Source organism: Citrobacter sp. Marseille-Q5395, from assembly GCF_947057495.1.
In the GTDB taxonomy this organism is placed as follows: domain Bacteria; phylum Pseudomonadota; class Gammaproteobacteria; order Enterobacterales; family Enterobacteriaceae; genus Citrobacter; species Citrobacter murliniae.
Genome location: NZ_CAMSEL010000015.1, coordinates 96,383 through 119,758, shown reverse-complemented (window position 1 = coordinate 119,758; position 23,376 = coordinate 96,383). Strand labels below are relative to the sequence as shown.

The 23,376-nt window shown below is 50.8% G+C and carries 19 protein-coding genes; 7 read left to right on the top strand and 12 right to left on the bottom strand.

Going from position 1 to position 23,376, the window contains the following annotated elements; genetic code table 11:
- Nucleotides 1-122: 122 nt before the first annotated feature.
- The 3 genes from glnH to rhtA all read right to left on the bottom strand — a co-directional run bounded on the left by glnH (nt 123) and on the right by rhtA (nt 2,930).
- Complete coding sequence (glnH, locus tag OH663_RS17340; RefSeq protein WP_045441187.1) at nt 123-869, bottom strand: glutamine ABC transporter substrate-binding protein GlnH; 747 nt, start codon at nt 867-869, stop codon at nt 123-125.
- Nucleotides 870-1,234: 365 nt separating this feature from the next.
- Entirely contained in the window at nt 1,235-1,738 is a 504-nt protein-coding gene (gene dps, locus OH663_RS17335; RefSeq protein ID WP_045441188.1) for a DNA starvation/stationary phase protection protein Dps, read from the bottom strand.
- 304 nt (nt 1,739-2,042) lie between these two features.
- Nucleotides 2,043-2,930: a threonine/homoserine exporter RhtA gene (rhtA, locus tag OH663_RS17330; protein ID WP_045441189.1), complete on the bottom strand. Its 888-nt coding sequence runs from the start codon at nt 2,928-2,930 to the stop codon at nt 2,043-2,045.
- Between the two features lie 411 nt (nt 2,931-3,341).
- Between rhtA and ompX the strand changes: the two genes are divergently transcribed.
- On the top strand, nt 3,342-3,857 hold the full coding sequence (gene ompX, locus OH663_RS17325) for an outer membrane protein OmpX (RefSeq protein WP_048221793.1): 516 nt from the start codon (nt 3,342-3,344) through the stop codon (nt 3,855-3,857).
- 64 nt (nt 3,858-3,921) lie between these two features.
- Here the strand turns inward: ompX and OH663_RS17320 are convergent, their stop codons facing one another.
- Together OH663_RS17320 and mntS are read right to left on the bottom strand one after the other, a co-directional pair.
- Nucleotides 3,922-5,508 carry a phosphoethanolamine transferase gene (locus OH663_RS17320; RefSeq protein WP_200010665.1) on the bottom strand — a complete coding sequence of 529 codons (1,587 nt, stop codon included), beginning with the start codon at nt 5,506-5,508 and terminating at the stop codon, nt 3,922-3,924.
- A gap of 276 nt (nt 5,509-5,784) precedes the next feature.
- On the bottom strand, nt 5,785-5,913 hold the full coding sequence (gene mntS, locus OH663_RS17315) for a manganase accumulation protein MntS (RefSeq protein WP_045441191.1): 129 nt from the start codon (nt 5,911-5,913) through the stop codon (nt 5,785-5,787).
- Between the two features lie 186 nt (nt 5,914-6,099).
- Between mntS and mntR the strand changes: the two genes are divergently transcribed.
- Nucleotides 6,100-6,573 (top strand): manganese-binding transcriptional regulator MntR, encoded by a 474-nt coding sequence (gene mntR / locus OH663_RS17310; protein WP_045441192.1) that lies wholly within the window; start codon nt 6,100-6,102, stop codon nt 6,571-6,573.
- Entirely contained in the window at nt 6,570-7,679 is a 1,110-nt protein-coding gene (locus OH663_RS17305) for an anion transporter (protein WP_200010667.1), read from the top strand. The genes mntR and OH663_RS17305 overlap by 4 nt, the downstream gene beginning before the upstream one ends.
- 62 nt (nt 7,680-7,741) lie before the next feature.
- Here OH663_RS17305 and ldtB read toward each other — a convergent pair whose 3' ends face one another.
- Nucleotides 7,742-8,662: a L,D-transpeptidase gene (gene ldtB, locus OH663_RS17300; protein WP_045441194.1), complete on the bottom strand. Its 921-nt coding sequence runs from the start codon at nt 8,660-8,662 to the stop codon at nt 7,742-7,744.
- A 221-nt stretch (nt 8,663-8,883) separates the two neighbouring features.
- Between ldtB and OH663_RS17295 the strand changes: the two genes are divergently transcribed.
- Nucleotides 8,884-10,479, top strand: a complete 1,596-nt coding sequence (locus OH663_RS17295; RefSeq protein WP_048221791.1) for an ABC-F family ATPase — start codon at nt 8,884-8,886, stop codon at nt 10,477-10,479.
- Between the two features lie 86 nt (nt 10,480-10,565).
- On the opposite strand, the gene OH663_RS17290 is transcribed toward OH663_RS17295, so the two are convergent.
- Together OH663_RS17290 and OH663_RS17285 are read right to left on the bottom strand one after the other, a co-directional pair.
- The gene (locus OH663_RS17290; protein WP_200010669.1) at nt 10,566-12,929 is read right to left on the bottom strand and encodes a glycoside hydrolase family 31 protein; all 2,364 of its coding nucleotides are present in this window, start codon (nt 12,927-12,929) and stop codon (nt 10,566-10,568) included.
- A gap of 17 nt (nt 12,930-12,946) precedes the next feature.
- Nucleotides 12,947-14,248: an MFS transporter gene (locus OH663_RS17285; protein WP_045441197.1), complete on the bottom strand. Its 1,302-nt coding sequence runs from the start codon at nt 14,246-14,248 to the stop codon at nt 12,947-12,949.
- A gap of 288 nt (nt 14,249-14,536) precedes the next feature.
- On the opposite strand from OH663_RS17285, the gene OH663_RS17280 reads away from it, so the two are divergent.
- The gene (locus OH663_RS17280; protein WP_045441198.1) at nt 14,537-15,610 is read left to right on the top strand and encodes a LacI family DNA-binding transcriptional regulator; all 1,074 of its coding nucleotides are present in this window, start codon (nt 14,537-14,539) and stop codon (nt 15,608-15,610) included.
- Here the strand turns inward: OH663_RS17280 and OH663_RS17275 are convergent.
- From OH663_RS17275 to OH663_RS17260, 4 genes are all read right to left on the bottom strand, one after another.
- Nucleotides 15,607-16,869 (bottom strand): DUF1479 domain-containing protein, encoded by a 1,263-nt coding sequence (locus OH663_RS17275; protein WP_045441199.1) that lies wholly within the window; start codon nt 16,867-16,869, stop codon nt 15,607-15,609. The genes OH663_RS17280 and OH663_RS17275 overlap by 4 nt on opposite strands.
- A gap of 151 nt (nt 16,870-17,020) precedes the next feature.
- Nucleotides 17,021-17,836 (bottom strand): Cof-type HAD-IIB family hydrolase, encoded by an 816-nt coding sequence (locus tag OH663_RS17270; RefSeq protein WP_200010671.1) that lies wholly within the window; start codon nt 17,834-17,836, stop codon nt 17,021-17,023.
- A 248-nt stretch (nt 17,837-18,084) separates the two neighbouring features.
- Nucleotides 18,085-20,517: a glycyl radical protein gene (locus OH663_RS17265; protein WP_200010674.1), complete on the bottom strand. Its 2,433-nt coding sequence runs from the start codon at nt 20,515-20,517 to the stop codon at nt 18,085-18,087.
- A gap of 5 nt (nt 20,518-20,522) precedes the next feature.
- Nucleotides 20,523-21,422: a glycyl-radical enzyme activating protein gene (locus OH663_RS17260; protein ID WP_200010677.1), complete on the bottom strand. Its 900-nt coding sequence runs from the start codon at nt 21,420-21,422 to the stop codon at nt 20,523-20,525.
- A 130-nt stretch (nt 21,423-21,552) separates the two neighbouring features.
- Here OH663_RS17260 and fsa point away from each other — a divergent pair, with 130 nt between their 5' ends.
- Nucleotides 21,553-22,215 (top strand): fructose-6-phosphate aldolase, encoded by a 663-nt coding sequence (gene fsa / locus OH663_RS17255; RefSeq protein ID WP_200010680.1) that lies wholly within the window; start codon nt 21,553-21,555, stop codon nt 22,213-22,215.
- A 177-nt stretch (nt 22,216-22,392) separates the two neighbouring features.
- Complete coding sequence (locus tag OH663_RS17250) at nt 22,393-23,334, top strand: Rpn family recombination-promoting nuclease/putative transposase (protein ID WP_200010683.1); 942 nt, start codon at nt 22,393-22,395, stop codon at nt 23,332-23,334.
- Nucleotides 23,335-23,376 lie beyond the last annotated feature (42 nt).

Genomic DNA, 23,376 nt, shown 5'->3' with positions numbered 1-23,376 from the left:
CCTGTTACCGTGGTGAAAATATTCAAACAGCCAGCAGTGTCGGATTATCCGACCTGGGGCCAAAACGTAGGCCCGGTATGCGTAAGTGCTACCGGGCTCGACGAGCCGATGTTCAGGCTGTTTTATTTAGGTTCAGTACCGAACCATTTTTTGTAGATTTCGTTATAGGTGCCGTTTTCACGCAGTGTTTTCAGCGCACCGTTTACCTTCTCACGCAGTTCGTCGCTGCCTTTCGGGAAGGCGATACCGTACTGTTGGGCTTCCAGAGAGTCGCCTACAGCTTTGAACTGGCCATTACCCGCGGTTTTGATAAAGTAAAGAATGTTTGGTGTATCGTGCAGTACTGCATCTGCGCGATTTGTACCCAGTTCCATATATGCGTTATCGATGTTCGGGAACTGACGCAGATCTTTGGTTTTAATGTTCGCTTTCGCGTAATCCACTGAACCGGTGCCGCTCTTCACTGCAACGACTTTACCATCCAGATCTTTCACGCTTTTCACGTCGTTATTGTTTGCTTTAACCATCACTAACAGACCGCTTTTGTAGTAGCCGTCAGAGAAGTCGATCGCTTTTTTACGTTCTTCGGTGATGGTGATACCAGCCAGAGCCAAATCGATATTTTTGGTTTGCAGCGCCGGGATGATGCCGCTGAAATCCATAGGTTTCAGTTCATAATCCAGCTTCAGTTCTTTAGCTACGGCAGCCCACAGATCCACATCAAAACCAACGTATTTATCACCTTGTTTAAACTCAAATGGAACAAAGGCGGTGTCGGTTGCGACAACGAGTTTCTTATCCGCGGCATGAGATGACACCGCAAAAGCCAGGGTAAGTGCAGCCAGTGAAACTTTAAATACAGACTTCATAGCATTTCCTTTTATATCCACGGGGCGATCCCCTGCGAGAGCTTAAAACGTAATGAAAAAATCGTGCCAGTTTTGCAACTTATTGTTTTAAAAAGGAGACCTTTCGTTTTACTGCACAATAAGTAAGGCAATGCTGGTGATTTGCACCGTTTCGGGGCACTGATTTGGTGCATGAATAGTGCAGTACAAACGGTATGACTATTTAGCGTAAAAATTGTAGATAAAACAATCTTTCGTTAACGATTGTGTGAGGTGATTATTACAAATATTTTACTTTGAAGTGACGAACGATCAATGTTGTGCACCATAAAAGTGCAAAACCCCCGCGGGAGCGAGGGTGTTATAGGGAATACTTATGACAGTTATTATTCGATGTTAGCTTCGATAAACCACAGGAATTTGTCGAGATCGCGTGATGCTGCTGTAAAGATATCGGCAGTATCTTCGTCTTTTGCTTCGTTAATGGCTTTACGCACGCTGTTAGCGACCACGGCATAACGTTCGGCCAGCTCTTTTAAGTGATCCTGAACGCTGTGGATGTCCAGCGGATAGCTTTTCAGTGACGTTTTGCTGTTAATTACCTGCGTTGTACCCAGTGCAACACCGCCCAGCTGTACGGCGCGCTCAGCCATGGTATCAAGGTGATCGGTTAGCGCAGTACGGAAGCCATCGAGCATTTCATGTACGGCAATAAAATTGGCACCGCGCATATTCCAGTGAGCCTGTTTAGTGATGAGTGACAGGTCGATGAACTGGATCACCTGCTGATTCAACAGCTCCACAGTAGCTTTTTTATCACTGTCGGATACATCGTTGCGGGTATAAAGGAGAGTGGATGCTTTTGTTTTTACCAGTTTTGCGGTAGTCATAATTTCATATCCTCTTGATATTTACGTCCCAGGTCATTCAACGGGAGTAAGTATAGACCTTATTTTGGATTTATTTTTCTGGCCTTACCTATCACTTTAATAGTGGAGAGCGAGGTGAATATAAAATGTTCAATAAAATCATTTGGATATATTGTTATCGTGTCAGTATCGGATATTTATTTTGCGTGCATCTGATGCAGATGAATATGATTATGAGAATGGATTAAGTGTAAGAATAATAATTACTGCGATAAACAGCAGGATATTCTGCATGGTTATGCAAACCATGCAGAATAATGGAAGGTTATTTAACGTCTAGTTCCTTAATTTGTGGCTCTCTGCGGATGGTAAGTGTCGACCCCATTGAGGCGGCAATGATTGCCCCTAAGGCCAGCGTCTGTACCATCGTCAGCGTTTCTCCAAGGAAAATCATCCCGGAAACGGCGGCCAGTGCGGGTTCCATGCTCATTAACGTACCAAAGGTACGCGTCGGTAATCGGGTCAACGCGATCATCTCCAGTGAGTAGGGAAGGGCCGTGGAGAGAACAGCCACCGCCAAACCTAGCGGGAGTATTGACCAGTGCCACAGCGCATCTCCAGCCTGCATCACGCCAATCGGAACAAAAATGAGTGCTGCTATCAATGAACCTACCGCCACGGTTGCAGGTCCATGTTCTTCGCCGGCCCGCTGCCCAGTCAGAATATAGACAGCCCAGCAGGCGCCAGCACCCAGAGCAAGCGCAGCACCGGTTAAGTCAACGTGTGATACGTCCTGGCCCAGCGGCAACAGGAACCAGAGTCCGAGTACGGCCAGCGCAACCCAAATAAAATCAACGGGACGTCGGGAAGAGAACAGCGCCACCGCGAGCGGTCCGGTAAATTCCAGTGCCACGGCAATACCCAACGGCACGGTCTGAATTGACAGGTAGAAAAGATAGTTCATCCCGCCTAGTGACAGGCCATAAAACAGCAGAGGAAGACGCTGTTCTTTTGCAAATCGTAAACGCCATGGTTTAAAGAATGCGATGAGGATTATCGTTCCCAGTGCAAGACGCAGCGCGGTAACACCAGGCGCGCCGACAAGGGGGAACAGTGATTTCGCCAGCGATGCTCCGCTTTGAATGGAGGACATAGCAATAAGCAAAACCAAAATAGGCAACCATACTGGCGCTTTACGTGACGACCCCGGCATCCTTTCTCCTGTCAAATGATGTTAATACACCTGCTCCTGCGGGCCGCCTCTGTTGGACTGCGGCCTGGATGAGTTTGTGTATAGAAAAGTAAAAGAGCGAGTGTAATGGAAATACGCTCAGCTGGTTGAGTATTCGTTGAAAAAAAAATTACTGAGATCCGTACAATGGCATGAAAATGATGGATTAATAATCTGCGTGATTAGGAATCATCTGGATGAATGTGCCATGTTGTGCGCGCAATAATGGCATAATTCGTTGGAAAAGTGATGTTAATTGAAAGAGATAGCGGTGTTTTGAAACGTTCTGTTACATGAAAAGCCTCGTTAGACATCGCTAATCGCAAAGAGTTTCCCATCAATTTTTGGTATATTTAAAACTTAGGATTTACTTGAAGCACATTTGAGGTGGTTATGAAAAAAATTGCATGTCTTTCAGCACTGGCCGCTGTTCTGGCTTTCTCCGCAGGTACCGCTGTAGCTGCTACTTCTACCGTTACCGGTGGTTACGCTCAGAGCGATGCTCAGGGCGCAGCGAACAAAATGAACGGTTTTAACCTGAAGTATCGCTACGAGCAGGACAACAGCCCGCTGGGCGTAATCGGTTCCTTCACTTACACTGAAAAAGATCGTACCGACGCTTCTGGCGACTACAACAAAACTCAGTACTACGGCATCACTGCTGGTCCTGCGTACCGTCTGAATGACTGGGCGAGCATCTACGGTGTTGTAGGTGTTGGTTACGGTAAATTCCAGGATGCAGCAACTCCTGCTGACAACCACACCACCAGCGACTACGGTTTCTCTTACGGTGCCGGTGTGCAGTTCAACCCGATCGAAAACGTTGCTCTGGACTTCTCTTACGAGCAGAGCCGTATTCGTAGCGTTGACGTAGGTACCTGGATCGCGGGTGTTGGTTACCGCTTCTAATCACTTCGGTGATATAAAAAATCCGCCTCTTGGGGCGGATTTTTTTTGCGTGCGGTTCTGGATGCTAGCGTGATTTTGTCTCGAAAATGTCGGTACCCAGATGGTTGTAATCCACCTTCTGCAATTTGAAGTTGGTGATGTAAACCGGCCCGGCTTTTTTCTCTGAGATAAAACGGTAGCTGTTGGTAATTTCCTTCGCACTGATCCCTGTCCACTGAGAGAAGAAACTCAAGAAATCATTCGCGGAGCGACGGGCTTTAATCACCCGATGTGCTTTATCATCGCTGGACAGTACCATAAAAGGAACCTGGAAGTTCTGCTGGAACTGATCGTCATGTGCCAGATACTGCACCTCTTTTCCACGTTCTTTAAAGGCCAGTCCATGATCGGAGAAATAGACCATCGAGAAGCTATCCCCGCTGTTACGTAGCTGATCGTAAAGCTGGCGCAGCAGGTCATCCGTTTGCGTCATGGTGTACAGATAACAGGAGGTCTCTTTCGACTGGACGAATGTTTCGTACTTCCCTTGTGTACGATCGCAGGCCTGCGGATGTGAACCCATTAAATGCAGCACAATCAGTTGTGGCTGGGTGCGCTCGGTTGCCAATACCTGAGCGGTCATCTTCAACAGCGCTTCATCACGGGTGTTTTTATCGGCTTCGAAGTCACCGTTTTTGAGGAAATGTACTTCGTCGGCCCGCTTCGCGATGCTTGCTATCGCTGTATCATATTCTCCAATCTGCCCCTGATTAGAGAACCACCATGTCTGGAAGCCAGCGCGGTTAGCCAGGGTGACAAAGTTGTCCTGGAACTGAGGCTTATTATCGACCACCCGATTCAGTGTTAAGCCAAGTGACTTCTGCGTTGAACCGCTCGCGGCAATGTAATCGGCAAAGATATAGCCATTAACGCTACTGGCAAATGGGGTATTATCCCAGTGACCGCCAAACGCACCTAGCGCATCGCGTCGGGCGCTCTCACCAATCACCACGACATAGGTATGGTATTTGGGTTTTACCCCTGTCACTGTCCAGCTATCTTTGACGCTTGCCAGTTTCGCCATCCGCTCCTGTTCATCGAGCACTTCGTTGTTGTTAACGATGACGTCTTTAGCAAAACGAAATACCGGGTAGCCAGTGTCTTTCAGTTTAAATACACCACCCCAGGCCAGGTTTTGCACGGGAGTAACAAAGAACGCCACGATGCTAAACAGCAAGCACAGGCTATCGAGCTTATTCCAGCGTGGTCTGTTCATCTCTTTTTTACGGCGAACGGCGATAACGCCAAGCGCAAAAATAAATACCCCAACCAGGTAGTTGTACCAGGGGAAGATCGTCAGGATCTCGGTGGACTCTTCCATGTTGGTCGAGTGCAGCGCCAGCAAGGTATTAAAGTTTGGCGAGCCGTAAGCCTGGCCGAACGGAAAGTACATCGCCGCAATCAATGAGCAACTGCCAATCAGCACTTTCTGCGTGCGCGGCGCATAACGCCAAAGTAGCAGCAATATACAGGTAAAAGCGGCGCTATAGAGCAGGCTAAGCGGGTAGCCCAGTGCAAGGTTGATCAGCAGAGACTGTAAGAAATAAAGGCCAGTCCACGGGCTAATAGCCCGGCTACGAGCAATAAGTGAGTCTTTGAGGGTTAAATTCATATGTCACTGTTGCAAAAACGCCATGTGCTTACCCTGGCGCAAAGGGTCATTGCCTGCCTGAGAGAGCGAGAAGAGGGATGAGGTCCGCATCTGCGAGCCGCAATATACGCAGGGCTGCGAAAAGATAGAGTGTGCGCAGGAGAAGGTCAACTACTACAAAGAAATTGTTTTGGGATGGCAGTGGCAAAACGGACAAAAAGAAGGGTTATTGGGGCGTAATCTGTCACCGTAACTACGTTACAGCAGGAAAATGAAGCGGCGTACCGCGACGCCGCATTATTTACTTGAAGGTTTTTCCTGCTCTGGTTTGCTGTTAATCATGTCGCACAGCATAGAGATCAGCATCAACCGTACTTTAAAGGGAGAATGGCTAAACACGCGTATACACCTCTTGAATTCATTCATATGAACCTCCTGACTTCACGATCCCATCAGTCCTTGAGGGATGTCTTTATTATATACAGATATAGCACAGGCTATATTATATAGCTATTGCTAAAACGTTAATTTTTTGTGCCCACGCAACTCTGGTTTACAATGAGCGCTCTCTAATCAGATGCCGTTAACGCGTCACAGTAACGAGGAAGCAGAATGAGTCGTCGCGCAGGTACGCCAACAACAAAAAAAGTGACGCAATTGGTGAATGTTGAAGAACACGTTGAAGGGTTTCGCCAGGTCAGGGAGGCGCATCGACGCGAACTGATTGATGACTACGTTGAGCTGATTTCCGATCTCATTATCGAAGTCGGTGAAGCGCGCCAGGTGGATATGGCGGCACGTCTTGGGGTTTCCCAGCCCACCGTTGCCAAAATGCTGAAGCGCCTGGCGTCAGTAGGATTGATTGAAATGATCCCCTGGCGCGGTGTGTTTTTAACCGCAGAGGGCGAGAAGCTGGCTCAGGAGAGTCGCGAGCGTCATCAGATTGTGGAAAATTTTCTGCTGATGTTAGGGATCAGTCCAGAAATTGCCCGTCGTGATGCGGAGGGCATGGAACACCACGTGAGCAAGGAAACGCTGGAGGCTTTTAGCCGATTTACGCAACAACATGGAACAGGCTCTGAATGAGTTTTCCTTTACTACGCGCTTTGCAGCGCGATCGCTTTTTCCAGTTGCTAATCATCGTCGGGATTATTCTAAGTCTGTTGACGCCGTTTGCGCCCCGGAGCTGGCCGGGGGTAATTGACTGGCACACGATCATTACGCTCAGTGGTCTGATGCTACTCACCAAAGGCGTGGAGTTAAGCGGTTACTTTGACGTGTTAGGGCGAAAAATGACTCGCCGTTTCAACACGGAACGTCAGCTGGCAATATTTATGGTGCTGGCTGCGGCGTCACTGTCGACGTTTTTGACCAACGATGTTGCTTTATTTATTGTCGTTCCGCTGACGATTACCCTGAAAAAACTGTGCGCTATCCCGGTTAACCGCCTCATCATCTTTGAGGCGCTGGCGGTTAACGCCGGATCGTTGCTGACGCCGATAGGAAATCCGCAGAACATCCTGATGTGGGGACGCTCTGGCCTTTCATTTGCGGCGTTTACCTGGCAAATGGCACCGCTTGCTGGCGCCATGATGCTGACGCTGGTGGTGCTCTGCTGGTTCAGTTTTCCGCATAAAGCCTTGCATTATCATACCGGTACATCTGCGCCTGACTGGCAACCTCGGCTGGTGTGGAGTTGTCTGGTGTTCTATATCGTCTTTTTGACGGCTCTGGAATTGAAGCAGGAACTCTGGGGGTTGGCGATTGTGGCTGCGGGGTTCACGGTCCTGGCTCGTCGCGTGATACTCAGCGTGGACTGGACGTTATTGCTGGTGTTTATGGCGATGTTCATTGATGTACATTTGCTGACGCAATTACCCCTGTTGCAAGGGATAGCTAACCAGATTGGGGCGCTCTCAGCGCCGGGGCTATGGTTGACGGCAATCGGCTTGTCACAGTTTATCAGTAATGTTCCCGGTACGATTTTGCTGTTGAACTATGTGCAACCGACGCAGTTGCTGGCCTGGGCTGTTAATATTGGCGGTTTTGGCCTGTTGCAGGGATCGCTGGCGAATATTATTGCATTACGGATGGCAAACGACCGGCGTATCTGGTGGCGTTTTCATCTGTACTCGGTGCCGATGCTGATATGGGCGATGCTGGTAGGATATGGATTGTTGTTGCTGATGTGATAGCGGCAAAGAGGCAATAAAAAAGGCGGATGATTCATCCGCCTTTTTCGTTTCTGGTCTGCTTAGTTCAGACGAACCGGCATACCGGAACGGTTTTGTACTGCCTGCTCAACGACGGACTGATCAACATCAGACTGACCGGTGATGCTGGTAATGCTCTTGTTCAGGGTAATCGGAACAATTTCCCCGCCTTCGAACTGCGCTTCAGTGGTTGACAGTGGGTTATGCACCTCAATGTAACGGCTACCATCTGGTTCAGTGGTGGCTTTCACTGGTTCATCGATAAACTGTACGCGAGTGCCGACCGGAACATTTTCAAACAGGAATTTGATGTCTTCGTTACGCAGACGCACGCAGCCGTGGCTGACGCGTAGGCCGACGCCGAAGTTAGCGTTGGTCCCGTGGATAGCGTACAGACGACCGATATACAGTGCGTACAAGCCCATCGGGTTATCCGGGCCTGCCGGAACTACGGCTGGCAGAGGTTCACCCGCAGCGCGGTACTCAGCGTGCATTTTCGCCGTTGGCGTCCAGGTTGGGCCCGCTTTCTTACGTTCCACTTTGGTGGTCCAGTTGATAGGCGTGTCTTTGCCTAACTGGCCGATACCAATTGGTAAAACGATCACGGTATTGGTGCCTTTTGGATAGTAGTACAGACGCATTTCAGCGCTGTTGATAACAATACCTTCATGTACGGTATCCGGCAGAATCAACTGCTGCGGAATGTTCAGTACGGTACCGCCTTTCGGCAGGAAGGTGTCCACGCCTGGGTTTGCTTCCAGCATGTTGGACAGACCCATCTGGTATTCAGCCGCATAATACTCCAGCGGTTGGGTATTACCTTCAGGGATGGTGATGACCTGGTTCTGGCCAATCAAGCGACTACCATCGGTAGGCAGCGGATACGTGACGGCTGAAGCGGTATTACAAAAACCAACTACCGCGAGCGCCGCCGCGAAAAGCGTTGTCAATTTCATATTCATTTTTGCGAGATTCTGAAGCCAAGCAGGCTAGTGGGTTGAGATTTATGTAGTGTTGGGCACGCATTATATGTGCATTCTGAGCAACAAGGAATTCGGATGTGTACTAAATCACATTTTTTTCCGTTTGCTTTCACTTTATCCCTTCAGCACGAAGGCGCGATCTTATTTTAGAGTTATGGCATAATAAGCGGTTTGTCACATATTTCTTTCAGGATACGCCAGTGTTAGTTTCCAGCAACGTCACCATGCAGTTCGGCAGTAAGCCGCTGTTTGAAAATATTTCCGTCAAATTTGGCGGCGGCAACCGTTACGGCCTGATTGGCGCGAACGGTAGCGGTAAATCCACTTTTATGAAAATTCTCGGCGGCGATCTTGAGCCGACGCTGGGTAACGTTTCACTCGATCCGAATGAACGCATCGGTAAGCTGCGTCAGGATCAGTTTGCTTTTGAAGAGTTCACTGTGCTGGACACCGTTATTATGGGGCACGCTGAACTGTGGGAAGTGAAGCAGGAACGCGATCGTATCTATGCGCTGCCGGAAATGAGCGAAGAAGACGGCTATAAAGTTGCCGACCTCGAAGTGAAATACGGCGAGATGGACGGTTACTCCGCAGAAGCACGTGCGGGCGAATTGCTGCTGGGTGTGGGTATTCCGGTAGAACAACATTACGGACCGATGAGCGAAGTCGCTCCTGGCTGGAAACTGCGTGTGCTTCTGGCACAGGCGCTGTTCTCTAACCCGGATATTCTGTTGCTCGACGAACCAACGAACAACCTGGATATTGATACCATCCGCTGGCTGGAGCAGACGCTGAACGAGCGTGACAGCACCATGATCATCATTTCGCACGACCGTCACTTCCTGAACATGGTCTGTACGCACATGGCGGATCTGGACTACGGCGAGCTGCGTGTTTACCCGGGCAACTACGACGAATATATGACGGCGGCAACGCAGGCTCGCGAGCGTCTGTTGGCAGATAACGCCAAGAAAAAAGCGCAGATTGCCGATCTGCAATCTTTCGTCAGCCGCTTCAGTGCTAACGCGTCGAAATCTCGTCAGGCGACCTCTCGTGCGCGCCAGATTGATAAGATCAAACTCGACGAAGTGAAGGCCTCCAGCCGCCAGAACCCATTCATCCGTTTCGAGCAGGATAAGAAACTGTTCCGTAACGCGCTGGAAGTGGAAGCGCTGGCTAAAGGCTTTGATGAAGGCCCACTGTTTAAAAACTTCAACCTGCTTTTGGAAGTGGGCGAGAAGATTGCCATCCTGGGCGCTAACGGCGTGGGTAAATCAACCATGCTGAAAACGCTGGTGGGTGAACTGCAGCCGGATAACGGTACGGTGAAGTGGTCTGAAAACGCGCAAGTAGGTTACTACGCGCAGGATCACGAATATGAGTTTGAAAACGATCTGACCGTATTCGAGTGGATGAGCCAGTGGAAACAGGAAGGGGACGATGAGCAAGTTGTACGTAGCTTCCTCGGTCGCCTGCTGTTCAGCCAGGACGATATCAAAAAGCCTGCGAAGGTGCTGTCCGGTGGTGAAAAAGGGCGCATGCTGTTCGGTAAGCTGATGATGCAGAAACCGAATATTCTGGTGATGGATGAACCAACCAACCACCTGGATATGGAATCGATTGAATCGCTGAACATGGCGCTGGAAATGTATCAGGGCACGCTGATCTTCGTTTCTCACGACCGCGAGTTCGTGAGTTCGCTGGCAACTCGCGTGATTGAAATTACGCCGGAACGCGTAATCGACTTCACCGGTAACTACGAAGATTATCTGCGTAGTAAAGGGATCGACGGCTAAACATTGTGGCCCGGTGGCGCTACGCTGACCGGGCCAATAGTCTGCCTTGTAAGCCGGGTAAGGCGAAGTTGCCACCCGGCATTCAATTACACCACCCACTCACTCCCGTCTTTACCATTCACCAACAGTTGGCGTTGTTCCCCTATCGGTAACGAAACTTTCAGCGCTTTCCACGCCGGACGATAATCGCCACGGGATTTAACCTTGAGGTTAATGGTTGAACTGTCACATATCATCTCCCATTCAACCCACAAGGCATTACCGTTCTGATAGCCCCAGCTTTCACCATCGTCTTCAAACAGCAGACCTGTTGCCGTTCCCACACCTTTGACTGGGAACAACTTCAGCTCACGCTTATTGTCTTCCTCTACACTGACGTGACTGATACGTTCGCTGACTGGCAAACCGGCACCTGCACGCACCAGTAGCGGCAGTTTTTCCAGCGGGGCATCGCGGGTGATCCACTGACCGCCGGAGAACCATTCGTGGGTGTAGAAATCGTACCAGCCGGTTTCATTGTCCGGTAACCAGACGCGACGCTGGCGTTGGCCCGCCTCAACCACGCTGGCGACTAAAATATCGCGGCCAAGCAGAAAGTCATCGCACTCTTCGAATGTCTGCTCATCGTGTTCATGGTCGAGGAACGTAGGACGCAGCATTGGTTCGTCGTCGGCATGCGCCTGCCAGAGCAGCGTATAAAAGTAGGGCAGCAGACGGTAACGTAGTTCAATCGCGCTGCGAATGGCCGGGGTGACGGCTGGGTACATCCAGGGTTCATTGACTGTATGGTCATCATTCCAGGAATGGATAGTAAAGCGTGGGTGCATCACGCCGTTTTGTATCCAGCGTACAAACAGTTCGGCATCTGGTTTGTTGCCTGAAAAACCGCCAACGTCGTGACCGACGTTATACAGCCCGGAAAGACTCATCCCCAGCCCCATCCGCGTGTTATAGCGCAGTGTGTCCCAACTGGTACGGTTATCGCCGCTCCAGGTTTGCACGTAGCGTTGCATTCCGGCGCAGCCTGAACGCGAGATCAGATAGGGACGTTTTTCCGGGGCAAATCGCTGTTGTGCTTCCAGCGAGGCGCGCATCATGAGCAGTGGCATCACTGGTCGAATGTGCTTGATAGCAATCTCCTGACCAAAGCCGTTGCAGCGTGCTTCACCGTCCCAGACTTCAAACTCGTTGTTGTCGTTCCAGGTCGAGTCGATGCCCATTTCCAGCAGTTGGGTAGTAACTCCTTCCTGCCACCACTGAATGGTTTGTGGGTTGGTAAAGTCGAGGTTAGACCCTTCGTCATCCCAGAAACTTGAGCGTTCCGGCGTATTCGTTTCTGAATCACGAATGAACAGGCCCTTTTCGGCGACTTCGTTATAGCGTGGGTGGTCTTGCAATAAGCACGGTTTGATGTTTGCCGCGAGTTTCAGTCCAGCTTCATGGAAGGCGCGGGACATCACTTTCGGCTGCGGCACTTTATCGTAGTTCCAGTTGAAGACGTAGCGCTTACCATTGATCGAGGTATAGCCGGAAGAGAGCTGGAATGAATCGCACGGTATTGCATGCTTATCGCACAGGCGAATGAAGTTCATTAGCTGATTCTGTGCATCCGGGGCGTCAGTGTAATGCATCGTCGAGCCGCTATACCCCAGGCTCCACTTAGGTCCGAACAGGGTTTTTCCGGTCAAACGTACAAACGCTTTGGTGACGTCCAGGACGCGTTTTCCGGTAAACATGTAGTAATCAATATCACCAGCTTCTGCCTGCCAGCGGCGATACGCGGTGTGATAGTTGTCGATTTCATTTCCCAGATCCAGCCAGCAACTGCTCAGATTGTCATAAAACAGACCGTAGCTCACATCATCACGACGGGTAATAGTAAACGGAATATGTTTGTACAACGGGTCGGTGCTGACAGCGTTATAACCCATTGCATCAAGATTACGCATTTCATAGCGTTTGCCATTGCGCTGCAAATTACCTGCTTTTTCACCTAAGCCATAAAAACGCTCATCTTTGCGACGACTCAGGTAGTGTGCCACGCCATCTCCGTGCGCATTTAGCAGGTAGGCACTGGTTGCGCGATCGCTGGCAAGCGGTTGCCATTCTCCGGCGTCATTACGATAGTGCCATTCCAGCCACAGGGGGTGATGTACAGTGACCCGTAGCTGTTTAGTGCTGATTGTCACCGTTTCATCCTGTTGTTCCAGAGTCCACGCAGGGCAGGTAAAACCGCTTAAATCATCGCGATGACGCCCCTCCCAGGGGACATCTTGCTGCGGGGCGATGCTCCAGGTTCTGTCCAGCGCCAGTTCACCTTTGCGTCTAATCAGTACGCGGAACAGATTGTCTTCCAGTACGTACAGGCACAGGTGGTGCTGGTTATCCACCAGCAGTTCCAGATGATGAGCCGACTGCTTATTAACGGTCCAGGTCTTCAGGGTTTTCATATGCAATACATCCACTATCAAGCGCGCTTGGCGCGACGTTCAGCAATAAATGCCACCAGGAAAATAGCGCCAATCAGGTCGAAGAAACCCATGGCGATGAATAGCGGGTTAAAGCCGATTTTGTCAGCGGTAACCCCAATTAAAAGGGAGAACAGGAAGCTGGCGATCCATGCCGCCGAACCACGCATGCCGTTCACGGTCGCCATCTGGCCTTTATCAAACGACTCTACGACCAGCGCACTTAACATGCAGGAGATGATCTGATGCCCGAAGCCGCCAATGGACATCAGGATCACGGCAATAATCGGATCCCGGGTGAGCGCTACCACGGCAAGTGAAATCATCAGGAATGCGCCGGTGACAGAACTGGCGATGGTTGAGTTAACTCGTGAACAGCCGAACAGGCGGGTATAGAGTTTGGTCAGATAACCACTTGCTACGCTACCCAGGTCGGCGGCGAGAAACGGTAGCCAGGCGAATAAGGCAATCTGCTTCAGATCCATATCGTATTCTTTGGCGAAGTAGAGCGGCATCCAAAAACTGAACACTGCCCAGGCCGGTTCGGCCATAAAAGCAGGGATGGCAATACCGTAAAAACGTTTGTTTTTAGCGACATCTTTCAGAGAGGTGAAAAAGGGCAGTTTTACCGGGGCGGCTTCATTATCCTGCTTGATCCAGGCCAGCTCGTCTTTGCTAAGATTCGGGTGCTGTTCCGGATTATGGTAGAACACCCACCACAGAATGACCCACAGCAGCGCCAGCACACCAGTGAACATGAATGCGCCCTGCCAGCCAAATGAGGCGTGCGCGAAATAAATAATTGGTGGAGCCAGCATTGCGCCAATCGAGAAACCCACACCAGCCCAACCGGCAGCAACAGGACGTTCAGCTTTCGGGAACCATTCGCCAAGGGTTTTGGCGTTGGCTGGGGTGGCGGCGGCTTCCGCACCGCCCATAAAGAAGCGCAGGATCGCCAAATGCAGCCAGCTACCAGCACCCGCGTGAGCGATACAAGCAATAGCCCACAAGCATGCGCAGACCATAAAGCCGAGCTTCAGACCGATTACATCAATTAACCAGCCGCACAGAGGTTGAAAAAGTGTATAGGCAAGCTGGAAGGCACCGACAATCCAGGAATATTGTTCGGTGGTAATACCCAGGCTCAGTTTTAGCTCCGGAGCCAGAATACCCAAAGAGTTTCGGGTGATGTAGTTAACCGTCACGCCAAGTAAAAAAAGCACCAGCACATACCAGCGCAAATTTTTAATCACCCGGCGAGTTTTATTTGCCGCAACCGTGTTGTTAATGTCCTGACTCATTTTTTCTCTCCACAAGACGGACGATGTAGGGGGAAATCCATTTCGATTGATATATATCTATCACTTTGATAGTTAATTGTTTTTTTTAATTAATACTGATATCAAACTAGTATGGAAGCGTTGTGCAAATTAACCTTAAGCGAGAAATTTGGTCGGTAATAGCAGAATTTGTGCAAGCTTTCTCATAACCATGCATCTGAATTTGGCATCATGCTTTCGAGGTCAGTTACTGCTTAATCTGAACGCTGTGAAAATTTTTTCATTTACCTGGTGGACCGAGATCACAAAATGGATAAAAGGTTAAAAATCGCAGAAATTGCAGCCCGGACGCAGCTCTCTATCAGCACTGTTTCCCGCGTTCTCGCAGGGAAGGCCAACACCAGCGAAAAAGCGCGGAGTAAGGTGCTGGCATGTGCGCGGGAACTGGGGGTGATGGAGGGAATGGCTGCGGGTCGACTGCTGCTGAATAATCTGTTGGTTTTTGCACCGCAACGGGCATTCGATGAGCGGTCTGATATCTTTTATTTCCGCGTTCTGCAAAGTTTAAGTAAAGGCTTGGCTTCCCATGAAGTACGGCTGCGTTACTGCGCGCTGGAGGAGTTGGATAGTGATGCACAGCTTTTCCTGACACGCATCAATGAGCCGGAAACGCAGGCGGTGATTTTGCTGGGCATTGACGATCCGCATATTCATGATCTTATGGTTGATGTCGGCAAACCGTGTGTGTTGATCAATTGTCGCGACAGGCATGTTCGTTTGCCTGCAATCGCTCCCGATCATCGTGCGGTTGGCGAACTGGCGGCCGAATACCTTTTTGAAATGGGACATCGGGAAATCATCAACGTGCTTTGTCTGCGTCGTTACACCATGGAGCTTCGGCTGGCAGGGATCCGCGATGCGTGGCAATCGCGAAATCTGAAATTTAATGACAAACGCGATCTACTGGTGGTGCCCAGTTTCAGTGCAAAAGAAACGGAGCTACAAATAAGCGAATGGCTGAAGCAGACGTCGGCGAAAACGCTACCGACCGCGTTTCTGGTTGGCGGGGATTTTATGGCGGCAGGGACGATCAGTGCCCTGCAAAAGCACGGGCTACGGGTACCACAGGATGTCTCGGTGATGAGCATTGATGGCTTTAATCTGGCGGCAGTTCAGGATGTTCTCTTAACTGCAGTACACGTTCCACGTGATGAGTTGGGCATTGAGGCGGTACATATGCTCCAGCAACGGCTGGTGCGACCCGATGCCCCGATTGGCACTCTGTTGCTTAATGGCGCGTTGACAATACGTGAATCAGTCCGGCGGATACGTCAGGGAAAACGACGCACCGCCGTAGAGAGAGAAGGCCTGTATGATGATTAAATCATTCCCAGTGCGCGTTTGCCGTGGATATTCAAATCCTCCAGCCTAAAGCGTCCTTCCCAGTCGGTTTCATAATCTTCGCGCGGAAAATCGCCCGGTGATGCGCCTTTTTCCAGTGCCGCCTTCACCTTATGGGCGTAGGCGAGATTTTTCTCGCACATCGGTGCGGCGGGAATGTACATCACATTACCCCAGCCCTGTTGATTTTCTACAGGGGCTACGGAGTGGATCACATCGCAATGCCACCAGACGGAATCTCCGGCCTCCAGTTGTGGAATGCTGGTTAGCGCTTCGATCAGCAGCGGATGCCATTGTTCTGAAACTGGCAGCACTCTTCCTGGCGCTACGCCGCACAGTTCATCTTCCGGGACATCGTCCAGAAGTGGCCGCAACAGGATATAGGCCATGGCTTCAGGAACAGGCACTACGTGCAACAGCCCCTGGCCTGGCAGCATATCGGACAACGCTGTCCAGCCCTGGAATGTACGAAACACCGAACATTTGGTCGTGTTATCCACCGTGTACTCTTCGACTTCAGTGCGGTGCGCCGCATGCCACGGATCGTATTTCGCCAGATTGCCATTAAAGACGTTGGCGAAAACGCGCTGATAGGCCGGAAGCAGCCAGCGTTCCAGTGCACCTGAGTCAGTATGTGCTCCAAGGCCTTTAGAGGTGGTTCCCGGTGGGCGGCGGCGAATACGGTCCGGATAGATGACGCTGACGTCCGGGTTAAACCACTGTTTACCCTCGCTTTCAAACGTCCACAGCCGGTTGAGAAGCGACTGCGCATTAGCCATCTCCTCGCTCTGGCGGGCCTGCATTTGCGCCTGTGACCAGTAAATCGGATAGATCTCAGGACGTGATGCGCTCAGGGTACCGAAGAAATTGTCTCCCGGTCCTTTGTAGACCTCATCAAAGCGGTTGCGGTCCAGATAGTCCAACATTGACTGATCCCAGCCGAGAGCCTGTTCGCGGGGGAAATGGCCTTTGATAACCGCGCATCCGCGACGTTTAATCAGCTCACGCTGTTCTGATGTGACAGTACCCGCTTTGATATCGGCATAAGAGAGCATCGGCCAGACGGCATCACCCTGCGCTTTGAGGGCGTTGATCTCTGCCACCCTCGTGGCAATGGTATCGCTAAGCTGATTGAAGATCTGTTGGACATCACCAAGTTGCGCCCGCAGTTCCTGCTTCATCTGACGGATTGCTGCTTTATGATCAGCAGGCAATGTGTCGCTGGTAAAAGTAAAAGCCATAACCACCTCACATAAATCTTCATTCGAAACTAATTTAACTTACATATGACAATATAAGTTATAAATAAGTTAATGCAAGTTTAATAATTTGATGAGGGGCGCAGAATGCAAAAAGAGAGAAAACCGGAGTGGAGTACTCCGGTAGACAGGCTCAGGCGTTAAAGGGGGAGGTGTTATCCAGCACGGCCTGAATCACGTTCAGAGCACCCTGATGGTTGTTATCACTGGTCTGATAACGGGCAATGGATTTGATGCTCTCGGCTGCGTTTGCCATGGCGAAAGAGTAGCGTGCCATTTTCAGCATTTCTGCATCGTTGCCGCTGTCGCCAATTGCTACCACGTTCTGCGGAGACAGGTTCCAGCGTTTTAGCAGGCGGCTGATACCATTCGCTTTGTGCAAACCTGGAATAATCAGGTCAATAAAGCCAAAGCCGCTGGTGACGGGCTTCATAATGCCGTCCAGCGAGGTATGCAGATGGTCAATTACCAACGGGATTTGCTGATCGGGCAGATTTAGTGAGAACTTAAACAGCACATCATCGATATCCTGATAATCTTTTACCGGTTTCAGCCGGTGATAGTGTTTCGACATCAGGGAGACAAAGGCGTCCGGCGCATTTTCACTGACGTAGGCGCTTTGCAGACCGCAGGCTACGAAGTTGAGCTGTTTATCTTTTAGCAGCTCGCCAATGACGATACGGGATTCATGGCGGGTAAGCTCGCCGTGAAACAGCTGGTTACCATGCTCATACACCAGCGCACCGTTCTCTGCGACAAAAGAGATTTCATCTTTGAGTTCCGGGAAAAAGGAAATGAGCTGGTAATACTGGTTACCGCTGGCGACGACAAATTCAATGCCTTGTTTTTTCAATTGCTGATACTGCGCCATAAATCGTTCACGATCGTATTGCTTGGCGTCGTCGAGAAAAGTTCCGTCCATATCGGTGACGATAACTTTGATGGTCATAAATGCTCCTGGCTTTCACTGCAACCAGCAACATTCTAATAACAATGTGACCTACAGCACAAATTTAATTTCGAATGAAAGTTTCCACTTCGTCTTTCACGCCACAGGTGCGTTGGCAGTGGTGGTTCGCCCCAGTCGCTTACTGATGTAAGCTCCTGGGGACGTACCGCCTTGCCGCGTTCCTGCAACTTGAAATCCATTGGGGAATGGTTCAAGACTGGATAAACACGGTAGTTATCCGAGTGGTGCTACAGCATATGTTCCGTACGGGCGATGATATCGTCCTGCGCATCCGGAGACAGGGCAGTGAAGAAGGCGGAGTAGCCAGCGACACGCACCACCAGATCACGATACTGATCCGGATGTTTTTTGGCTTCCAGCAGCGTTTCACGGGAAACGATGTTGTACTGGATATGCCAGCCTTTGTGCTCTTCAAAGAAGGTGCGCAGCAGGATCATTAGTTTCTGCTTATCAGACTCATTCTCCAGCGTCGCTGGATTCAGTTTCTGATTGAGCAGTACGCCGCCGAGAATCGAGCCGGTAGGCAACTTGCCAACCGAACCAATAACCGCAGTCGGACCGAGATGATCGGTGCCGGAGGCCGGGCTCGCGCCTTCCGCCAGCGGAGTATGGGCTTTACGGCCATCCGGCGTCGCCATGGTTGCTGCACCAAACGGCACGTTTGCGGAGATGGAAGAAGTACCGGCATAGTAATTGCCACCAACCGGGCCACGACCGTAACGTGGGTTATGGTACTGTTTCAGTTCGTCGATATAGGTCTGATAAGCGCGGGCCAACAGAGTATCGACGCTGTCATCATCATTACCGTATTTTGGCGCACCGTTGATCAGACGCTGGCGTAACTGCTCATGAGTCAGACCGTCAAAGTCATCTGCCAGTGCGGCAGCCAGCTGTTGCTGACCAATAACCCCCTGATCGAAGACTAATTTTTTCACTGCCGCCAGACTGTTGCCGAGGTTAGCAATACCGACCTGCAAGCCAGATACCCAGTCATACTTTGCGCCGCCTTGCTTAATGCTTTTTGCACGCTCAATACAATCGTCTACCAGTGCGGAGCAGAGAATGTCATGAACATTTTCCTCCAGCATGGTATCGACTACGTACTCAATCTCGATGGATTTACGTGTGTAATAGCGGATCTGCGTATCCCAGGCAGCCATTACTTCGTCGAAATTATCGAAGTTACCCGCGGAGAGTGCTTTTTCCTGTGGCAGGAACACTTTCCCGCTGGTGGCATCACGACCACCTTCCAGTGCAGCCAGCATTACGCGGGCAAAGTTGATAAAGCTCATTCCGGTGCAGCGGTAGCCCCACTTACCGCCAACGGCGGTTTCGATGCAGCCAATCGCCGCATAGTCGTAAGCGTCCTGAGGTTCAATACCGAGCTTAATGAATTCCGGGATGACGATTTCATCATTGTTAAAGGCCGGCATCCCGAAACCGCAGCGAATTACCTGTACGCAGGCATCAAGGAAATCGTTACTCATTCCCGCGTGATAGCGCACGCTGAGGTTTGGCTGAGTTGAACGAAGACGACCGCAAGATTCCAGAATGGCATAAGAGAGCGGATTGACCGCATCTGTTGGTTGACCGTTAAGCAGATTTTGCCCGCCAATGGTAACGTTTTGATATAACGGGCTGCCTGCTGACGCTTTTGAGTGGGACCCGGAGCGGATTTTGTTCACTTCCAGCAGTTTCAGCCAGCAGCTGTGCAGCAGTTCAATGGCATGCTCACGATCCAGTGACTGGTTCAGCTCCACGTCACGACGATAGAACGGATAGAGATACTGGTCCATGCGACCAAACGATACCGAGTGACCGTTTGATTCAATTTGCAGAATCAACTGGATGAAGTAGCACAATTGCAGCGCTTGCCAGAAGGTCTGCGGTGGCTGGTGGGCAATAACATCGCAGTTTTCCGCTATTGCCAGCAGTTCATCGCGGCGACTTTCGCGGGTCTCAGTGGCCGCCATTTCACGCGCCAGGTCGGCAAAACGCTCAATGTGCAGACTCACCGCGTCGAGGACGATATCAATGGCTTTCAGGAACTGATCGCCATGCAGGTCTTCCAGGCAGGTGAGGTTAATGCGGGCACGGCGCTCGTCGACTTTGTGGCGCAGACCATCAAGACCTTTTTCCAGCACCAGCGGGAAGTTTACCGCCAGATGCGCATCACCAGAGGTCATGTTGCCTTCGGCTTTGATAATACCGGTTTCCAGCAAACCTTTTTGTTCGTCGGTGAACATACCGTAGCAGCGATCCTGCACGGTCTGACCACGCCACCACGGGCAAATTTCATGCAGTACCCGCTTGTTTTCTTCGCTAACCGCAAAGCCTGCGCCTGGTCGATCCGCCAGGTCGTCGATCTCTTTTTCAATCCAGGAAACGGTATATTCCGGGAAGATAGGCGCGGCGCGCACTTCGCTTGCCTGGTTACCTATAATCAGCTCGTCATGCTTGATCCAGATTGTTCGTTCCGCCAGATGATGCGCCAGTGCCAGCGCGCGCCGAACCGGGACAGGCTTATCCAGATGTTGCTGATACATCTCGGTGTAGTGTTGGGCACGCTCAGTACAGACTGGCGGTTTCACGATGTGGATCAGGGCCGTTTTGTGCGCTTTGATACGATCGCTGAGTATATCCAGTTTCAGTGTGGTCATGGCGGTTATCCTCGTAGGGTCGCGGTTAAACCTTTATGGCAGGCATACTGCTCGGCAAATTCAAGCAATGCAGGCGCATCAAGCGGTTTATCCGGGGCGTTGTAGGGTTGACTGAGTAAGTGGTATTTGTTGATGCCCAGGGTGTGGTAGGGCAAAAAATGAATCTCACCGACGTGAAGTTCATCGGCGGCAAAATCGGTAATGGCTTTGATGGCTGCTTCGTCAGCGTTGAATCCCTGAATTAACGGCACGCGGATAATCATTTTTTTACCGGCCGCGGCCAGTTTTTTCAGATTTTCCAGTACGCGTGAGGCGCTACCATCGGTCCACTGTTTAAACGGCGCATCGGCCACATGTTTTAGATCGGCAAGAAACAGATCGATGTCTGGTAATGAAGGTTCAATATACTTCCACGGTACATGCAGACAGGTTTCGACGGCCGTGTGAATACCTGCGTCGTGGCTGGCTTTCAATAATTCTGCCGCCAGTTCCGGCTGCATAAACGGTTCGCCGCCGGAAAGCGTTATCCCGCCACCGCTGCGATCGTAAAACGGTTTATCGCGCAGCACGGTGGACATGATTTCTTCCACACTTTTGACTTCGCCGCAAACGGTCAGTGCCTGAGTTGGGCAGCAGTGGGTCAGTGCAGCGATCGCTTCATCACTTAGTTTTTCGCGATGGATTAACAGGCCGTTCAGCGCACGCTCAATCACCGCGGGTGCGGCCTGAGCACACAGGTCGCACCCGTCCAGGCACAGACGCGCGTCGTATAACAGATCCTGTGTACGGGCGCGACTCTCTGGATTCTGGCACCAGCGACAGCCCAGGGAGCATCCTTTAAGGAACACTACGGTACGGATACCGGGACCATCGTGAGTGGAATAGCGCTGAATATTGAAAATCATAAGCGGCCTCTTTTCTTTCATATAAAGATTAAATTACTTTCGAATGAAAGTTATATTGACGTGCGTCAACTAACTGCGAGGTTTTGCCGTGCTACCTTTTATCCAGGCAAATATTCGTTGAGGAAAGGTTATGGAACTCTATTTAGATACGTCTGACATTGACGCGGTGAAAGCCCTGGCGCGTATTTTTCCGCTGGCAGGAGTGACCACAAACCCGAGCATTGTGGCAGCAGGCAAGAAGACGCTGGAGATGTTACTACCGGCTTTGTATGACGCGATGGGAGGCCGGGGGCGTCTGTTTGCTCAGGTAATGGCGACGACCGCTGAGGGTATGGTTAGCGATGCGCGTAAACTTCGGGCCATTATTCCTGATATCGTGGTGAAAGTACCGGTCACAGCAGAAGGTCTGGCGGCGATTAAGTTACTGAAGGAAGAAGGGATCCCGACGCTGGGCACGGGAGTATATGGTGCGGCACAGGGATTGTTAGCTGCGCTGGCGGGAGCAGAATACGTTGCACCTTATGTTAACCGCGTGGATGCGCAGGGGGGCGATGGGATTCAGATGGTGGCCGATCTGCAGAACTTACTGAAAATGCACGCTCCGCACGCCAAAGTTCTGGCTGCCAGCTTTAAAACGCCACGTCAGGCGCTGGATTGCCTGCTGGTCGGCTGCGAAGCCATCACACTGCCGTTGGATGTTGCTCAGCAGATGATAAGTTCCCCGGCTGTTGATGCCGCTGTAGCCAAGTTTGAGCACGACTGGCAGGGGGCGTTTGGTCGGACATCTCTTTAAGCCGAATATGCCGGGTTGGCCCGGCATTTCTGCGTACACTATCCCGCAAAAATGAATCCGTTACAGTTGAGGCGGTTTATCTCCGAACTGTGTTCGTATATCCGATAAAGTCTGGGTGTTATCCGTCACGATGGCGAGTACAGTCGCGTCATTATGTGAATGAGGTGACGGACCACCATGAAGAAATCGCCCACCTCCACACCGCACGATGCGCTATTTAAAACATTTTTAAAGTATCCGGAGACTGCCCGCGACTTTATTGAAATTCATCTTCCCTCCAGGTTACGTACATTATGCGATCTCACGACATTAGAACTGAAACCCGCCAGTTTCATCGAAGAAAACTTGCGCGCCTATTATTCCGATGTGCTCTGGTCGATGAAAACCAGTGAGGGTGATGGTTATATCTATGTGGTGATTGAACATCAAAGCAGTCCCGATATTCATATGGCGTTTCGCCTGATGCGTTATGCGATAGCGGCAATGCAAAGCCATCTCGACGCTGGGCATGACACGTTACCGTTAGTGGTACCGATGCTGTTTTATCACGGCATCGACACGCCTTACCCTTTCTCGTTGTGCTGGCTGGATGAGTTCGATAATCCGGCGTTGGCACATCAGCTTTACCTGTCGGCATTTCCATTAGTGGATATCACAGTCGTTCCGGATGATGACATCATGCAGCACCGACGCGTAGCGCTTCTGGAGTTGATGCAAAAACATATTCGTCGGCGTGATCTGATGGGGCTGGCAGACAAAGTGGCCTCGCTCCTGACTACTGGAACCACTAATGACAGCCAGCTAAAAGCGCTGTTTAATTACCTGCTTATCCAGCACGGACACAAACCGAGATTTAGTCGATTTATGCGTAAACTGGCGCAGCAGGTACCCGGATACAAGGAGAGTACAATGAACATTGTAGAAAAAATACACAGGGCGGGACAGAGGAAAGGGCTGCGGGAAGGTATGCAACGTGGTCTTGAAAAAGGTCTAGCCGAAGGGCGCCGTGAGGAAGCGTTGCGTATTGCTGGCTCAATGCTGGAAGACGGTCTTCCACGGGAGTTGATCGTCAGAATCACCGGGCTTTCTGAGGATGATGTTAAATCACTGAGGCATTGAACACTGGCTTTATGCAGCCCCGGCGAGTGTGTGTCACCGGGG

Bases quoted from the DNA above. Each gene is read 5' to 3' on its own strand.
- mntR (WP_045441192.1), top strand. From the start codon at position 6,100: ATGAGTCGTCGCGCAGGTACGCCAACAACAAAAAAAGTGACGCAATTG.
- OH663_RS17320 (WP_200010665.1), bottom strand. From the start codon at position 5,508: ATGAATTTAACCCTCAAAGACTCACTTATTGCTCGTAGCCGGGCTATT.
- glnH (WP_045441187.1), bottom strand. From the start codon at position 869: ATGAAGTCTGTATTTAAAGTTTCACTGGCTGCACTTACCCTGGCTTTT.
- dps (WP_045441188.1), bottom strand. From the start codon at position 1,738: ATGACTACCGCAAAACTGGTAAAAACAAAAGCATCCACTCTCCTTTAT.
- OH663_RS17275 (WP_045441199.1), bottom strand. From the start codon at position 16,869: ATGGCTTTTACTTTTACCAGCGACACATTGCCTGCTGATCATAAAGCA.
- OH663_RS17285 (WP_045441197.1), bottom strand. From the start codon at position 14,248: ATGAGTCAGGACATTAACAACACGGTTGCGGCAAATAAAACTCGCCGG.
- OH663_RS17305 (WP_200010667.1), top strand. From the start codon at position 6,570: ATGAGTTTTCCTTTACTACGCGCTTTGCAGCGCGATCGCTTTTTCCAG.
- ompX (WP_048221793.1), top strand. From the start codon at position 3,342: ATGAAAAAAATTGCATGTCTTTCAGCACTGGCCGCTGTTCTGGCTTTC.
- mntS (WP_045441191.1), bottom strand. From the start codon at position 5,913: ATGAATGAATTCAAGAGGTGTATACGCGTGTTTAGCCATTCTCCCTTT.
- OH663_RS17270 (WP_200010671.1), bottom strand. From the start codon at position 17,836: ATGACCATCAAAGTTATCGTCACCGATATGGACGGAACTTTTCTCGAC.
- rhtA (WP_045441189.1), bottom strand. From the start codon at position 2,930: ATGCCGGGGTCGTCACGTAAAGCGCCAGTATGGTTGCCTATTTTGGTT.
- OH663_RS17290 (WP_200010669.1), bottom strand. From the start codon at position 12,929: ATGAAAACCCTGAAGACCTGGACCGTTAATAAGCAGTCGGCTCATCAT.
- OH663_RS17265 (WP_200010674.1), bottom strand. From the start codon at position 20,517: ATGACCACACTGAAACTGGATATACTCAGCGATCGTATCAAAGCGCAC.
- ldtB (WP_045441194.1), bottom strand. From the start codon at position 8,662: ATGAATATGAAATTGACAACGCTTTTCGCGGCGGCGCTCGCGGTAGTT.
- OH663_RS17250 (WP_200010683.1), top strand. From the start codon at position 22,393: ATGAAGAAATCGCCCACCTCCACACCGCACGATGCGCTATTTAAAACA.
- OH663_RS17260 (WP_200010677.1), bottom strand. From the start codon at position 21,422: ATGATTTTCAATATTCAGCGCTATTCCACTCACGATGGTCCCGGTATC.
- OH663_RS17280 (WP_045441198.1), top strand. From the start codon at position 14,537: ATGGATAAAAGGTTAAAAATCGCAGAAATTGCAGCCCGGACGCAGCTC.
- fsa (WP_200010680.1), top strand. From the start codon at position 21,553: ATGGAACTCTATTTAGATACGTCTGACATTGACGCGGTGAAAGCCCTG.